The 15,567-nt window shown below is 34.5% G+C and carries 17 protein-coding genes and 2 pseudogenes; 13 read left to right on the top strand and 6 right to left on the bottom strand.

Annotated features, from left to right (window positions below; translation table 11 throughout):
- Positions 1-32 precede the first annotated feature (32 nt).
- From ACUXEY_RS09225 to ACUXEY_RS09215, 3 genes are read right to left on the bottom strand one after another with little or no spacing between them, the layout of a single operon-like run.
- On the bottom strand, positions 33-944 hold the full coding sequence (locus ACUXEY_RS09225) for a DNA-3-methyladenine glycosylase family protein (protein ID WP_429599302.1): 912 nt from the start codon (positions 942-944) through the stop codon (positions 33-35).
- Positions 941-1,471, bottom strand: a complete 531-nt coding sequence (locus ACUXEY_RS09220) for a methylated-DNA--[protein]-cysteine S-methyltransferase (RefSeq protein WP_461300543.1) — start codon at positions 1,469-1,471, stop codon at positions 941-943. Before ACUXEY_RS09220 ends, ACUXEY_RS09225 begins: the two co-directional genes overlap by 4 nt.
- Entirely contained in the window at positions 1,452-2,048 is a 597-nt protein-coding gene (locus tag ACUXEY_RS09215) for a bifunctional transcriptional activator/DNA repair enzyme AdaA (protein WP_461300542.1), read from the bottom strand. Before ACUXEY_RS09215 ends, ACUXEY_RS09220 begins: the two co-directional genes overlap by 20 nt.
- A 154-nt stretch (positions 2,049-2,202) precedes the next feature.
- Between ACUXEY_RS09215 and ACUXEY_RS09210 the strand changes: the two genes are divergently transcribed.
- The 6 genes from ACUXEY_RS09210 to ACUXEY_RS09185 all read left to right on the top strand — a co-directional run bounded on the left by ACUXEY_RS09210 (position 2,203) and on the right by ACUXEY_RS09185 (position 7,934).
- On the top strand, positions 2,203-2,961 hold the full coding sequence (locus tag ACUXEY_RS09210; protein WP_461300541.1) for an exodeoxyribonuclease III: 759 nt from the start codon (positions 2,203-2,205) through the stop codon (positions 2,959-2,961).
- A 285-nt stretch (positions 2,962-3,246) separates the two neighbouring features.
- Positions 3,247-4,212, top strand: a complete 966-nt coding sequence (locus ACUXEY_RS09205) for an iron-hydroxamate ABC transporter substrate-binding protein (RefSeq protein WP_461300540.1) — start codon at positions 3,247-3,249, stop codon at positions 4,210-4,212.
- 27 nt (positions 4,213-4,239) lie between these two features.
- Positions 4,240-5,247, top strand: coding sequence for a FecCD family ABC transporter permease (locus ACUXEY_RS09200; RefSeq protein WP_078419143.1), 1,008 nt, complete (start codon positions 4,240-4,242; stop codon positions 5,245-5,247).
- On the top strand, positions 5,240-6,262 hold the full coding sequence (locus tag ACUXEY_RS09195) for a FecCD family ABC transporter permease (protein WP_166702088.1): 1,023 nt from the start codon (positions 5,240-5,242) through the stop codon (positions 6,260-6,262). The genes ACUXEY_RS09200 and ACUXEY_RS09195 overlap by 8 nt, the downstream gene beginning before the upstream one ends.
- A 14-nt stretch (positions 6,263-6,276) precedes the next feature.
- Positions 6,277-7,098 carry an ABC transporter ATP-binding protein gene (locus tag ACUXEY_RS09190; RefSeq protein ID WP_166702089.1) on the top strand — a complete coding sequence of 274 codons (822 nt, stop codon included), beginning with the start codon at positions 6,277-6,279 and terminating at the stop codon, positions 7,096-7,098.
- 17 nt (positions 7,099-7,115) lie between these two features.
- Positions 7,116-7,934: an alpha/beta hydrolase gene (locus tag ACUXEY_RS09185; protein WP_461300539.1), complete on the top strand. Its 819-nt coding sequence runs from the start codon at positions 7,116-7,118 to the stop codon at positions 7,932-7,934.
- A 33-nt stretch (positions 7,935-7,967) separates the two neighbouring features.
- On the opposite strand, the pseudogene ACUXEY_RS09180 reads toward ACUXEY_RS09185, so the two are convergent.
- Positions 7,968-8,198: pseudogene (locus tag ACUXEY_RS09180) on the bottom strand (class I SAM-dependent methyltransferase); the annotation flags it as partial.
- On the opposite strand from ACUXEY_RS09180, the pseudogene ACUXEY_RS09175 reads away from it, so the two are divergent.
- The 6 genes and pseudogenes from ACUXEY_RS09175 to ACUXEY_RS09150 form a co-directional block, all read left to right on the top strand.
- Positions 8,189-8,515, top strand: a pseudogene (locus ACUXEY_RS09175) (helix-turn-helix transcriptional regulator); the annotation flags it as partial. The pseudogenes ACUXEY_RS09180 and ACUXEY_RS09175 sit on opposite strands and share 10 nt — an antisense overlap.
- Positions 8,516-8,817: 302 nt before the next feature.
- A complete protein-coding gene (locus ACUXEY_RS09170) occupies positions 8,818-9,045 on the top strand; it encodes a hypothetical protein (protein WP_000849106.1) in 228 nt (75 codons plus the stop codon).
- Between the two features lie 291 nt (positions 9,046-9,336).
- A complete protein-coding gene (locus ACUXEY_RS09165) occupies positions 9,337-9,639 on the top strand; it encodes a metal-sensing transcriptional repressor (RefSeq protein WP_000509876.1) in 303 nt (100 codons plus the stop codon).
- 202 nt (positions 9,640-9,841) lie between these two features.
- Positions 9,842-10,048, top strand: a complete 207-nt coding sequence (gene copZ / locus ACUXEY_RS09160; protein ID WP_166702093.1) for a copper chaperone CopZ — start codon at positions 9,842-9,844, stop codon at positions 10,046-10,048.
- A 96-nt stretch (positions 10,049-10,144) separates the two neighbouring features.
- Positions 10,145-12,565, top strand: coding sequence for a heavy metal translocating P-type ATPase (locus ACUXEY_RS09155; RefSeq protein WP_461300538.1), 2,421 nt, complete (start codon positions 10,145-10,147; stop codon positions 12,563-12,565).
- Between the two features lie 161 nt (positions 12,566-12,726).
- A complete protein-coding gene (locus ACUXEY_RS09150) occupies positions 12,727-13,143 on the top strand; it encodes a GNAT family N-acetyltransferase (protein WP_461300537.1) in 417 nt (138 codons plus the stop codon).
- A gap of 83 nt (positions 13,144-13,226) precedes the next feature.
- Here ACUXEY_RS09150 and ACUXEY_RS09145 read toward each other — a convergent pair whose 3' ends face one another.
- Together ACUXEY_RS09145 and ACUXEY_RS09140 are read right to left on the bottom strand one after the other, a co-directional pair.
- Positions 13,227-13,499, bottom strand: a complete 273-nt coding sequence (locus ACUXEY_RS09145; protein WP_001043904.1) for an HU family DNA-binding protein — start codon at positions 13,497-13,499, stop codon at positions 13,227-13,229.
- 142 nt (positions 13,500-13,641) lie between these two features.
- Complete coding sequence (locus ACUXEY_RS09140; RefSeq protein ID WP_166702097.1) at positions 13,642-14,457, bottom strand: formate/nitrite transporter family protein; 816 nt, start codon at positions 14,455-14,457, stop codon at positions 13,642-13,644.
- Positions 14,458-14,652: 195 nt separating this feature from the next.
- Here ACUXEY_RS09140 and ACUXEY_RS09135 point away from each other — a divergent pair, with 195 nt between their 5' ends.
- Positions 14,653-15,546 carry a metallophosphoesterase gene (locus ACUXEY_RS09135; protein WP_429599275.1) on the top strand — a complete coding sequence of 298 codons (894 nt, stop codon included), beginning with the start codon at positions 14,653-14,655 and terminating at the stop codon, positions 15,544-15,546.
- Positions 15,547-15,567 lie beyond the last annotated feature (21 nt).

The raw sequence follows: 15,567 nt of genomic DNA, 5'->3' as shown, positions 1-15,567 counted from the left end.
AACCAAGTAGTGCAAATGTACTACTTGGTTTTTTAGTATAATACTCGCCACAAATAAAAAGTTGCGTAAGACTCCCAGTTGGTCCAATTTGTCGCAAAATCTTTTATTTCCTGTTTAGTCGGTTTACTTTCAGAACCTGTTATATATTTAATTGCATTGTGTAAGCCAACATCATCAATTGGAAAAGCGGACGGAAATCGTAAACAGCGCATTAAAACGTAATTGGCAGTCCACGGTCCTATACCATGTATAGCAGTTAATTGTTTTTCAGCTTGTTTCAAGTCTTGTATTTGCAGTAAAGATTCTTTTGATAGTTTTCCTTCTGTAATAAGCTTTGCAATACCGATTAAATATTCACATTTTCGCGTCGTCATTTTTAATTTTTTGAGATCGTCTACGTGTAAATGTGCAATCGTTTCAGGAGAAGGGAATATCCAATGTTTTCTATCGTTCCACTCTACATAACTTCCAAAGTGTTCGACTAATCGTCTTTTTAGCGTATAAGCATATGTGAGATTAATTTGCTGACCGATAATTCCCCAGGAAAGTGCCTCAAATAAGTCTGGAATACCTAAAGTACGAAGCCCATAATATTGTTCAATTGGTCCTTGAAGGAGTACATCATGTTTAGCTAATGTATAAAAGGGAGCTAAATCAGTAGTTAAATCAAACCACTCTTTCACATAGTGAGCGACAGCTTCGCATATCGATTTTTCAGATGTATATGATTTTTCTAAAAAACGTATTTGAATATTATCATCCGAGTTGATACTGATTTCAACTAAAGGATTTACATCATGAACAGCAATCACTTTATAAATTTTATTATCTTCAATGTGGAACATACATTCATTGTTAGAACGTGATAGATAGCGCAAATTTTCTTGGAAACTAAATTCTGTTGGAACTGCTAAAGTTAATGCGCTAGTATAGTTTGCTGTCATATGCATTCTACCTGCGACTTTTCTAATGTTAGCAATTCTTTCTTCATTTCTAATCCACCTCTAAAGCCGGTTAGTTTACCATTCTTTCCAATAACACGATGGCAAGGAATTGTAATGAGAAGGGGATTGGCAGCAATAGCGGTAGCAACAGCACGCACAGCAGTAGGTTTTTGTATTGTTTCAGCAATATCTGAATAAGAATATGTCTTCCCATAAGGAATTTCACGTACCGCATTCCAAACAGATAATTGAAAGTCAGTACCGTAAGCATAGATAGAGAATGTAAAAGTCTCTCGCTTGCTCTCTAAATACTCGATAATTTCTTTCTTATATGCTTGTAGATAATCGGGATTACAGATCAATATATGTTGTGGCAATTTTTTTCTAGCCCATATATTTAATTCTTCAAAGTTGTCGTCTTGCGAGCCGATGAAACATAGTCCATTTTCAGTTGCAGCAATATGAAAATGCCAATTCTTATGTGTAAGTAGCGTCCAATACATAAATTTATTGTTGCAGGAATTCATTATTGTATCCCTCTTTCATTTCGTTCTTTTTTCGATACTCAGTAGGAGTAAATCCGGTTTTCTTTTTAAATAAAGTTGCAAAATACTCAGGGTTTTCTAGCCCGATAGCAGTACTAATTTCTTTAATGGATTGATTTGTTTGTAAAAGGTGTTCTGTCGCTTTAACAATCCTGAACTGTTGTATATATTCTATTGGACTTATTCCTGTCATTTTTTTGAAAGTGCGTTGTAAATGAAATGGGCTACCATGGCACATTTCCGCAAGTATGTCGAGAGTTAATAATTCGTTAAAGTGCCTTTCTATATAATCTTTAATTTGTTTTACCCATTCTTCATTAGGTAAAGTTAGTCCATTTGGCTTACAACGTTTGCACGGGTGAAAGTTTTCACTTAATGCTTGCTCTGCATGATGAAAAATTCGTACATTGTTTCTATTCGGTATTCTTGATTTGCATGACGGTCTACAAAAGATTCCGGTTGATTTCACGGCATAAAAGAATTTGCTATCATAGGAAGAATCATTCTGAATAATTGCTTGCCAATGCTCATTTGTTAACGTAATTCCTTCATTGTGCAAAGAACATCACCTCTGAAATTAGTATAACCTGAATAAAGTGCGTATGTATGTATTCACAAATGTAAGAGCAAGATTACAAAGGTGAAAATATGATTGTTTTTCTATTTTGTGATAGCATGAAATTTGGAAATAAACATCAAGAGGAGGGCTATAAGTGAAGTTAATTTCATGGAATGTAAATGGCTTGCGAGCTGTTATCGCAAAAGGTGGATTTTTAGAATATCTCGAGGAATCAAGTGCTGATATATTTTGTCTACAAGAGATTAAATTACAAGATGGACAAATTGATTTAAATCCAGAGGGATATTATACATACTGGAATTATGCCGTGAAAAAAGGTTATTCAGGAACAGCTATTTTCACGAAAAAAGAACCGCTTTCTGTTACATACGGTTTAGGTATTGAAGAGCATGATCAAGAAGGACGAGTTATCACTTTAGAATTCGAAGATTTTTATATGATCACGTTATATACACCAAATTCAAAACGTGGATTAGAACGATTAGATTACAGAATGAAATGGGAAGATGATTTTCGGACCCATATTAAGCAATTAGATGAGAAGAAACCGGTTATTTTTTGTGGAGATTTAAATGTTGCTCATAAAGAAATCGATTTAAAAAATCCAAAAAGTAATCGTAAAAATCCTGGATTCTCTGATGAGGAACGAGAAAAGTTTACACGTATTTTAGAAGAAGGATTTATTGATACGTATCGTTATCTGTATCCTGATCAGGAAGGCGCATACTCATGGTGGTCGTATCGTATGGGAGCGAGAGCAAAAAATATTGGATGGCGTTTAGATTATTTTGTTATTTCTGAAAGAATGAAAAACCAAATAATTGAAGCGAAAATTAATAGTGAAGTAATGGGATCAGACCATTGCCCAGTTGAATTACATATAAATTTCTAAAAAAAGAAGTATCTCCCTGATAATAGGAGGTACTTCTTTTTTGATTCAGTTTGTTAAAATTTTTCAAATCATTCTTGAAATTATTTCGTATTAAATATATACTTAGTAACGATAATCATTATCAATGGGAAAGATTATCAACGGATGAGGTGTAAAAGAATCATAGTTTAGGGGAAGTGAACGAGAATGAGTTCTGGATAGAATTATTAATCTAATGAAATATATATGTAAGACAAGTTTCATATAGTTAAATTTTATTGAAAATTCGAGAGGAGTTATATAAAGATGAACAAGAAGTTATTTACTTTAGGGATGGTTACAGTATTAAGTGTAGGACTAGCAGCATGCAATAGTGCGGATAAAACTTCAGGAGAGCAAAAGCAACAGACAAAAGCAACGGAAACGAAAAAAGACGAAAAAAGAAAAATTACATATTTAGGTAAAGAATATACAGTGCCAGCAAAAGTAGATAAAATTGCGACAGCTAGTTTAGAGTCAATGGAAGATGCCGCGGTACTTGGTATTAAGCCAGTCGGTGCCATTACTGTAGGTGGTAAATTACCGAAGTATCTTGAGAAAGATTTAGAGGGTGCGAAATCTGTTGGTGAGAAAATGGAGCCGGATTTTGAAACATTACTTCAATTAAAACCAGATGTTATTACATCAAGTACGAAATTCCCAGCAGAAACAGCTGAAAAATTTACGAAAGTAGCACCTACATTCCCGGTATCACACGTTTCAACAAATTGGGAAGATAACTTAAAGTTAATGGGAGAATTAACAGGTAAAAAAGATAAAGCAGAAAAAATTATTAAAGATTACAATGCAGATGCTGAAAAAGCAAAAGCAAAACTAGGAGATAAGTTAAAAGACAAAAAAGTTCTTGTCATTAGACTAAGAGCAAACGAATTATTCCTATATCCAGAAGGAGTATATTTCAACCCTGTAATTTATAAAGATCTTGGGCTAACTGCTCCAGAACAATTGAAAACTGTAAAAGCACAAGAGAAAATTTCATTTGAAAAACTTGCTGAACTTAACCCAGATTATATTTTCTTACAATATGAGACAACTGAAAATAAAAATCCGAAAGTACTAGAAGAGATTGAAAAGAATCCAATTTGGCAAAGTATGAACGCTGCGAAAGAAAAGAAAGTATTTGTAAACATTGTAGATCCAATGGCACAAGGTGGTACAGCTTGGAGTAAAACAGCATTCTTAAAAGAAGCAGTGAAAAATTTATCTAAATAATACAATAAGTAAGGTGCGTTGAATGATATGCAGAAAACAAATGCAGTACCAGTGACTATATTATGTATTGCACCCATACTCATCTTATTTACAGTGATACTATCTATTTTGTATGGGGCCAAAAGTATTGATGCTCAAACAGTGTGGAATGCATTATTTCATTTTGATTCAAGTAATGTAAATCATAATATTATTATTACTTCACGTTTACCAAGGGTAGTTGCAGCTCTTTTAGTTGGAGCATTTCTAGCCATATCAGGAGCACTTATGCAGGGGATGACAAGAAACTATCTTGCATCCCCTTCTATTATGGGTGTGACGGATGGGGCAGCTTTTGTTATTACACTTTGTATGATTTTTCTTCCGGGAATGTCATCAATTGGTATGGTTGTATGTTCAATGATTGGTTCTGCGCTAGGAGCAGGTATTGTGTTTGGTTTTGGTTCGCTCCTTCAAAATGGCTTATCACCAGTTAGATTAGCAATTATCGGGACAGTTATTGGAACATTTTTAAGTAGTGTATCTGCCGCGATGGCTTCGTATTTCCAAATTTCTCAAAATGTTAGTTTTTGGTTTAATGCAAAGTTAGATCAAGTGGACCCAAATATTATTAAAATTACGATACCATTTGGGATAATTGGAATAGTTTTAGCACTGTTAATATCAAAATCTATTACGATTCTTTCTTTAGGAGAAGAAGTTTCTATTAATTTAGGGCAACGTACAAAACTAGTTAAAGCGATGTCTATTTTATCAGTTATTTTCTTAACAGGAACAGCAGTTGCTTTAGTGGGGAAAGTTGGTTTTGTAGGTTTAATTATTCCGCACATTACTCGCTTTATAATTGGGGTAGATTATAAGTGGATATTGCCATGTGCAGGCGTTATTGGTGGGGTTTTCTTAGCATTATGTGATGTTTTAAGTAGATTTGTAAATTATCCATTTGAAACGCCAATTGGAGTCGTTACTTCCTTAATTGGAATTCCTTTCTTCCTTTATTTAATTCGTACAAGAGGAGGAGAGAGACATGCTTAATAGTTCGAGGCAACGTTTTGGAATGACGATGGGGATTATTATATTTTTAATACTATGTGCTATTTATATTAGTTTAACGAATGGCACGTTTGATATTACGATTACAGATGTATTTAAAACACTCCTTAGAATAGATCCAGTACCAGATCATGATTTAGTTATTTTTGAGTTTCGTCTCCCGCGCATTGTAATTGCTGGATTAGTAGGATTGGGCCTCGGCGTGGCAGGTGCTGTAATTCAAGGAATTACGAGAAACGGACTGGCGGATCCAGGTATTTTAGGAGTAAATGCCGGAGCAGGAACAGCAATCGTCATCTTTATGTTTTTCTTTCAAGGACAATTAAAGAGCACAGACTGGATGTCTATTATGATGATGCCGATGTTTGGTTTAGTCGGCGGATTAGGTGCAGCTATTATCATTTATCTGTTTTCTTGGAAAAACGGTAAGTTAGATTCGCAGCGTCTTTTATTAACAGGGATTGCGATTGGATCAGGATTTGGGGCATTTTCTATGTACCTATCACTCAAAATGAAGTCAACTGATTTCGAGATGGCTGCAGTTTGGGTATCAGGAAGTATATATAATGCAAACTGGAAGTATATTATTGCAATGTTGCCGTGGCTTATCATATTAATTCCGCTTATACAAAAGAAAGCTTATTTATTAGATTTATTTCAATTGGAAGAAACAAGTATTACAAGTTTAGGAGTTTCAGTAGAAAGAGAGAAATCTATTTTACTATTAAGTAGTATCGGACTTGTGAGCGCTTGTGTTGCAGTTTCTGGAAGTATCGGTTTCATTGGACTAATGGCACCGCATATAGCGAAAAGACTTGTCGGTATTCAGCATAAGCATATCATTCCTACGTGCGGGGTAATCGGAATGTTTCTTGTAATTGCTTCAGACTTTATTGCAAAAACAGTTTTCACACCTGTAGAGTTACCAGTTGGAATTGTTATTTCTATTGTCGGTGTACCGTATTTCTTATATTTACTTTATAAGGCGAAAGCGTAAGAGGAGGAATAAAAGTGAGTATTTTAAGTGCAAAAAATTTAGAAACGAGTTATGAAAAGCTTACAGTGTTTCGCGATTTAAATGTGGAAATACAAGAAGGAAAAGTAACGACAATTATAGGGCCAAACGGGTGCGGTAAATCGACATTGTTAAAAACAATGGGAAGAATTTTAAAGCAAAAGAGTGGTAAAGTATATTTACAAGGACAGGATTTAAATACAATTCCAACGAAAGAAATTGCAAAGCAGCTAGCATTACTACCGCAAACTCCAATTGCGCCAGGAGAGCTTAAAGTAGAAGAATTAATTTCTTATGGACGCTATCCACATCGAAATAACGTAAATAAGTTAACTTCAAAAGATAAAGAGATGATTGATTGGGCATTAGATATAACGAAAACATCTGCATTTCGAACGAGACAAATTGCCAATTTATCAGGTGGTCAAAGGCAAAAGGTATGGTTAGCGATGGCTTTAGCACAAGAGACAGAAGTATTACTACTAGATGAACCAACGACATACCTTGATATGTCTCATCAATTAGATGTATTACAAATTGTGGAGAAGTTAAATCAAGAACATGATTGTACAGTTGTAATGGTACTACATGATATTAACCATGCAGCAAGGTTTTCAGATGAAATTATTGCAATGAAGGAAGGGGAAATCGTTACAACTGGTATCCCAGAAGAAATCATTACAAATGAAGTGTTAAAAGAAGTATTTCATATTGATGCGCGTGTCATGATTGATCCGTATAATGGGTCTCCTGTTTGTTTCGGCTACGATAGCGTTGCACTTCAAGAAGAGAAAGTAGAAATATATGTAACAAGTTAAAAAGGGGGGAATATAAGATGAATAGTACGATTGAAAAACAGCAGATTATAACATCTAATACAGAGCAGTGGAAAATGTATTCGAAAATAGAAGGTAAGGAATATCAAATTCATATTTCAAAGCCGAGACAACCAGCACCAGAGTCAGGATATCCTGTTATATACGTATTAGATGGAAATGCCTTTTTTCAAACATTCCATGAAGCGGTTAAAATACAATCAGTTAGAGCAGAAAAAACAGGTGTTTCACCAGCCATTATAGTAGGTATTGGATATCCAATTGAAGGGGCATTTTCAGGGGAAGAAAGATGCTATGATTTTACGCCTAGCGTAATTTCAAAAGATGCGCCTTTAAAACCAGACGGTAAACCGTGGCCTAAAACAGGAGGAGCACATAATTTCATTACTTTTATTGAAGAAGAATTAAAGTCGCAGATTGAAAATAATTTTGAAATTGATAAAGGAAAGCAAACGTTGTTTGGGCATTCGCTAGGTGGTTTATTTGCATTACATATATTATTTACAAACGTAAATGCCTTTCAAAATTATTTTATTAGTAGTCCATCTATTTGGTGGAATAACCAATCTGTGCTTGAAAAAGAAGAGAATCTTATAAATGAATTAAACAGTGCCAAGTTTCAAACGGGAGTGTTCCTTACAGTTGGATCACTAGAACGAGAGCATATGGTTGTAGGTGCAAATGAGTTATCAGAGCGTCTTCTCCAAGTAAAACATGATCAGTTTCGATTTGCGTTTTATGAAGCTGAAGGGGAGAACCATGCATCTGTTGTACCGACTTCTTTAAGTAAAGGGTTAAGATTTATTAGTTACGTATAGGAAAAAAGGTAAGCAATTGCTTACCTTTTTTTATTATTGTTTAAAGGCAACATATCCATCAATTAAAAAACTAGTGAAAAAGCGAGTAATTTGAGTGAAGCCACATTCCTCCATAATAGTTAGTAGATTTGTTTCGGAAATAGGGAATATTTCCGTTTCAAAAGAATTTTCAAATCGGTTCCAATCTTTTAATGGAATTTGATTTTGCATCATATGGTTGCGCCAAGCATTTAATTGTGCAGAAAACATACTTATATGGGGTATATTTAATCATTCGGGCCAGTAAGTTAGAACGTACAAGTAGTTTTCAAGGTGGTTATGTTGTTCTATTCGAAAGAGCAAGACCAGAAGAAATCTTTCCGCTTATTATGGAAGGTTATAGTTTTACAACACGTGAGAAGCAAGTAATACGTAAAATTCTTACCGGTATGTCGAAAAAGGAATTAGCCCAAGAACTTTGTATATCTATATACACGGTACAAGATCATTTAAAATCTATTTTTGAAAAGACTGGGGTAAGTAGTAGAAATGAACTCGTGTGGGAAGTTTTTTCGAGATTTTGTTTTGATGTTGATGAATAAAAATAAGTCTAAAAAAATCAAGTGAAGTACAGTGGATGAGTTGTAGAATAGGGCTGAAAAAAGGTTATGGATGAAACATTCCATAACCTTTTTCGTATGTAGAATTGTCCTTTTTGAAAGTTTTGTTTCAACTTTTCGTCTAAAGAGACAAAAAGTTGTCACAATTCGGTCACAATTAGCATAAACATAAAATAGACGAAATGAACTTATTTCCAAAAAGGCTTAGTTCATTCCAAACATGATTCGTAGAGCTGCAAAAGCATGGATTAAAAGTTCACTATATTTTCAAGGAGGTAGATCGTATGAAAACTATTCTTGCTATCGCTGGGCTTATTTGGGTTTTATCACATGGCATTCCAATTTATGAAGGAGAACAAATTCGCAGTGCTCTGAACAAAAATTTTAATGAATATCACGTTATCGATCGGCAAGATAATGTTGTGACAGTTCGTGTAAATGACTGTTTTCATACGGTAACTGTTGAAGGAACTTCAGTAGTGAATGATACAAAAGTATGTGATCAGCAGTAATTATATATAGGAAGAAAAAAGTCTCAATTTATACATGTATAAATTGAGACTTTTATATTTATGGATGAATAATAAGCGGGGATAGTTAATCTACGCTTATTATTCTTTTTTGAAAAAAGGAAAGGGTATCATGAAAATTGAGACTGAGAAGCTAATAAATTGTTAAGAATAAGCTTAGAGCGGAAATATACTCATATGGGGTATCATGCATAGATAATTAATGCTATAATTGGTATACTCGTAAAAGCAATTGTTTTATTGGATGAAGAGAAACTTTAAGAAGGTGATAATATGGGTCATAAAGAGCATGAAGCGGTAACACATAGATCAGAAAAAGAAAAAGAACAAATTATAAATAGATTAAAGAGAATTGAAGGACAGGTCCGCGGTATTCAAAATATGATTGAAAATGATCGCTATTGTGTGGATATTTTAGTGCAAATTTCAGCGATTAATGCAGCGATGAAAAAAGTAGGAATGGGTGTATTAAAAAACCATACAAGTCATTGCGTTTCAGGCGCTATTAAAGATGGCAATGGTGACGAAGCAATTGAAGAATTAATGACTGTATTTGAACGTTTTTCAAAAGCGTAAAAACAAGCTAGTATGTAACTGGCTTGTTTTTTGTTTACTTTCATATAAGGTTTCGGGGTATTGATGTAAAAAAGTGTATGTAAAATAAACTTTTAGAAAATAATTGAAAAATCATGATATAAAACCATTGATTACCTTAGGGGGGTATGGTAAGATGTGATTGTGATTAACAAACAATGAAGAAACAAGAGGAGGATTTTAAATGGAACAGTTAACATTAAAAGTTGAAGGTATGTCTTGTGGACATTGTGTAAATTCTATTGAAAGCAGTGTGAAAGAACTAAACGGTGTTGAGCAAGTGAAAGTTCAATTAGCAGAAGGCACTGTTGAAGTTACGATCGACTCATCAGTTGTAACGTTAAAAGATATCGTTGCTGTAATTGAAGATCAAGGATACGATGTTCAATAATTATTTTTTAGATATGGAAATAAATCGTACTTTATAGGAAGTACGATTTATTTTGCTAATAATTATACCTCATAAGGGTATGTAGAGGTGAGAGACATGAATGAACAGAAAGAGGCCAATCTTCAAATATCAGGAATGACATGTGCGGCATGTGCGAATAGAATTGAAAAAGGTCTGAAAAAAGTAGACGGTGTTCATGATGCAAATGTAAATTTTGCACTTGAAAAAACAAAAATAATGTATGATCCTCAAAAAACAAATCCGCAACAATTTAAGGAAAAAGTTGAATCGTTAGGATATGGAATTGTAAGTGATAAAGCTGAGTTTACTGTTTCAGGGATGACATGCGCAGCATGTGCGAATAGAGTAGAAAAGCGTTTAAATAAGTTACAAGGTGTGAACGGAGCGACAGTAAATTTCGCTTTGGAATCGGCTACAGTAGATTTTAATCCTGATGAAATTAATGTAAATGAAATGAAGAGTGCAATTACGAAATTAGGATATAAATTGGAAGTGAAATCAGATGAGCAAGACGGATCAACTGATCATCGCTTACAAGAAATTGAGCGACAAAAGAAGAAATTTATCATTTCGTTTATTTTATCATTCCCGTTACTTTGGGCAATGGTAAGTCATTTCTCATTTACATCATTTATTTATTTACCTGATATGCTTATGAACCCTTGGGTACAACTAGCTCTTGCAACTCCAGTTCAGTTTATCATTGGTGGGCAGTTTTATGTTGGAGCTTATAAAGCGTTACGAAATAAAAGCGCTAATATGGATGTTCTCGTGGCACTTGGAACGTCTGCAGCGTATTTCTACAGTGTGTATTTAAGTATTAAGTCGATTGGTTCTTCGGAACATATGACAGACTTGTATTTTGAAACGAGTGCAGTACTTATTACATTAATTATTTTAGGTAAATTATTTGAGGCGAAAGCAAAAGGACGCTCGTCAGAAGCAATTAAAAAATTAATGGGATTACAGGCGAAAACCGCTACTGTTGTACGAGATGGAACAGAAATAAAAATTTTAATCGAAGAAGTGGTAACTGGTGATATCGTTTATGTAAAGCCTGGTGAAAAAATCCCAGTAGATGGGGAAATTGTAGAAGGAAAGTCAGCGATAGATGAATCGATGTTAACAGGTGAAAGTATTCCAGTTGATAAAACAATTGGGGATGGAGTAATCGGTTCTACAATAAATAAAAATGGGTTTTTAAAAGTTAAAGCAACTAAGGTAGGAAGAGATACTGCATTAGCTCAAATTATTAAAGTAGTAGAAGAGGCTCAAGGTTCAAAAGCTCCTATTCAAAGGGTAGCAGATCAAATTTCAGGTATTTTCGTACCGGTTGTAGTTGTGATTGCAATTATCACATTTGCAGTATGGATGCTATTTGTTACACCTGGTGATTTTGGCGGAGCACTTGAGAAAATGATCGCCGTACTTGTTATCGCTTGTCCGTGTGCATTAGGGCTTGCAACGCCTACATCTATTATGGCGGGATCAGGAAGATCAGCAGAGTATGGTATTTTATTTAAGGGCGGGGAGCATTTAGAAGCAACGCACCGATTAGATACAGTTATTTTAGATAAAACAGGTACTGTGACAAACGGGAAGCCGGTGCTAACAGATGTAATTGTAGCAGATGGATTCCACGAAGAAGAAATACTACGTTTAGTAGGTGCGGCAGAAAAAAATTCTGAACATCCACTTGCAGAAGCGATTGTAGAAGGAATTAAAGAAAAGAAAATTGATATCCCAAGTTCAGAAACATTTGAAGCAATTCCAGGATTCGGCATCGAATCAGTTGTAGAAGAGAAACAATTATTAATTGGTACACGTCGATTAATGAAGAAATTCGATATTGATATTGAAGAAGTTTCTAAATCGATGGAAGCGCTAGAACGAGAAGGAAAAACAGCAATGTTAATAGCAATAGATAAGGAGTATGCTGGAATAGTAGCCGTTGCGGATACTGTAAAAGATACTTCAAAAGCAGCTATCGCAAGACTTAAGAAAATGGGGCTAGACGTTGTTATGATTACAGGAGATAATACACAAACTGCTCAGGCAATCGCTAAGCAAGTTGGTATTGATCACGTAATTGCAGAAGTATTACCAGAAGGAAAAGCAGAAGAAGTGAAAAAACTGCAAGCGCAAGGTAAAAAAGTAGCAATGGTTGGAGATGGAATAAATGACGCTCCTGCACTGGCTACGGCGGATATCGGTATGGCAATTGGAACAGGAACGGATGTAGCGATGGAAGCGGCAGATATTACGTTAATCCGTGGTGATTTAAATAGTATTGCTGATGCAATCTTTATGAGTAAGATGACAATAAGAAATATTAAGCAAAACTTATTCTGGGCATTAGCTTATAACGGCTTAGGCATCCCGATTGCAGCGTTCGGTTTCTTAGCACCTTGGGTTGCTGGAGCCGCGATGGCATTTAGTTCTGTATCCGTTGTATTAAATGCATTACGACTGCAAAGAGTGAAATTAAAAAAATAAAAATCTATAGAGTAATTGCATATGCTTACAAACAAAAAACAATACTTTGAAATAAGTATTGTTTTTTGTTTGTATAGAAAGAAAAAAGATATAATAAAGCAGAAATATTGAATACTAGATGGTAAAAAAGTTAAATAATAGTTTAGTAAGGAGGTTCATATATGTTAAAAGACACGATCATTAGAACTTTCCATAAAGAGGATTTAGAACAAGTATTACAGTTGTTCTATGAAACAGTTCATACAATTAATGCAAAAGATTATAACGTGTTACAGCTACAGGCGTGGGCACCGGATCCACTAGATAGAGAAAGTTGGTTACATTCTTTAGAGAGGAATATTAGTTATGTAGCGGATCATAACGGTGTGATAGTGGGATTTGGAGATTATAATGAAGATCATTACGTAGATCGCTTATTTACGCATAAAGATTATCAAGGGAAAAGGATAGCTTCCTACATACTACAGAAGTTAGAAAAAGAAGCAGTGAACTTGGGGCATAGGGAGATATATACAGAAGCGAGTGTTACAGCAAAACCTTTCTTTGAAAATAAAGGTTTTATTTGCATAAAGGAATAAAAGAAACAGCATAACGGTCAGATTTTTATTAATTATGTAATGAAAAAAATAGCCCTCTCGTAAACGAGAAGGCTATTTTTTCATTATTTTACAGCTTCTTTAAGTTCTTTACCAGCTTTGAAAGCAGGTACTTTAGAAGCTGCGATTTGCATTTCTTCACCAGTTTGTGGGTTACGGCCTGTACGAGCAGCTCTTTCGCGAACTTCAAATGTACCGAATCCGATAAGTTGTACTTTTTCACCAGCAGCTAAAGTGTTAGTGATTGATTCTACTACAGTTTGTACAACTACAGTAGCTTCTTTTTGAGAAATCTCAGCATTTTGTGCTACGTTTTTGATTAATTCTGTTTTGTTCATGTTTTTCACCTCATATGTAAATAATGCTATTTAAGTTGTTATTATAACGTATAAAACATTCGAGAACAAGTGTACGCACATATATTCGTAAAAAAAATGAAATTTGTAATATTTTTTAGATACGTCTGTATAGACGGTTCATTTAAGCGGATACAGATTTTTTCTTTAATTCGGTTTGCTCTTTATTGGAAGGTAGTTTCTTATTATAAGATATGAAATAAGGTAATGCTACAAAGAACATACCTCCTACTAAGTTTCCGAAGAAAACGAAAATGAAGTTTGGAAAGTATTCAATCCAAGTTAAATGACCAGCAAAAATTGCAGCTGGGATGACAAACATATTGGCTACAACGTGTTGGAAGCCAATCGCAACAAAAGTCATAACTGGGAACCAAATGCCGAGAATCTTTCCGATAAATTCTTTACTTCCCATACTAAGCCAAACAGCTAAACAAACGAGCCAATTACATCCGATAGCAGAAATGAAGGCTTGCATTGGTGTATCTTGTAGTTTAGCTTGCGCAATAGAAGCTGTTTTCGCTAAAAAAGCGCCTTCTGTTAATCCGACGATATGACCGAAAAAATAAGCAACGAATATAGCACCTATGAAGTTGCTAAACGTAACAATAACTAAATTTCGAATGAAGTGAAATAAGTCGATTTTCTTGTGAAGCCACGCCATTGAAACAGTCATCATATTGCCAGTTACTAATTCACCACCTGCAAGAATAACGAGTATAAGACCGATAGGGAATACAGCTGCACCTAGAAAACTAGCAAATGATCCCCACGATTTTGGCATTGTTCCAATAACGTGAATATCGAGTAAATACCCTAACGCTATGAAAGCACCACCAAAAAAACCGAGAATTAACATAGGGAGTAATGATAAATGAGCTTTTTTTCTTCCGGAATTCGCAGCAAGTTCCGTAATTTCTTCTGGTGTAAATACAGACATGAATAATCTCTCCTTAATAAAATGATGAAATGAATAGATGGAACATTTTTAAGAATCTATGTATTATAAAAATATGTTATGACTTCTGTATAAATTTGTCAAAGTGAGTAGAGTGGAATTGGATATAACTAACATAGTTCATGTTGTCACATTAATGTCACAATAAAGCTTTAAAGTACTTCTAGAGGTGAGAACATGAATACGCATCATGTAAAAAAAGAACAAAAAAAATCAATTGTCAAGATATGTATAATCAGTTTCATAAGTATAGTAATGATTTCAATAAGTTTGTATTTCTATGCGACAGAAATAGAGCGAAAACTAGTAACTGTTACGTGGAATGAAATAGAAGCTTCTACAATTCCTAAAGAATTTAATAATAAGAAGATATTACAATTCTCGGATGTGCATTTAGGCCCAGAATTTACACTAAAACAACTAGAAAATTTGGTGGAGAAGATGAATGCGTTACATCCGGATGTAGTAGTTTTTACAGGGGATTTAATAGATAAGTTTGGATCGTATAAGGCAGAAAGAGAAGAAGCGAAAGGTATTTTGCGGAAAATACATGCGCCTTTAGGGAAATTTGCAGTGTTTGGGAATCATGATAGGGGCGGGGGAGGTAGTTTATTTTATAAAAAATATATGGAGGAAGCTGGTTTCTCTGTGTTGGTAAATGAAGTGCAGAAAATTAAAGTGGAAAACGGCAATTATATTACAATATCAGGTTTGGATGATTTTTTATTAGGGAAGCCACAAATAGACGCGACTTTAAAACAAGTAAGGCAACAAGATTTCAATATGCTCTTAGTACATGAGCCGGATGTTGTAGACAAAGTAGCTCGTTACCCAGTTGATTTTCAATTGTCAGGACATAGTCACGGAGGACAAGTTCAAATTCCTTTTATAGGTCCATTAATTACTACAAAATTAGCTGATAGCTATGTGGAAGGTATGTATGAATTAGAAGGGAAGAATAAGTCGTTACATTTATACGTAAATCGTGGTATTGGGACAACACGAATGCCTGTTAGATTTTGGAGTGTACCTGAACTTTCAGTATTTGTATTGAAGCAAAATAGTAGCTAGACTACTTTAGATTAGTAGGAG

The organism is Bacillus sp. F9_6S_D1_P_5 (assembly GCF_054823925.1).
This window is presented reverse-complemented; position numbering and strand designations above follow the sequence as displayed.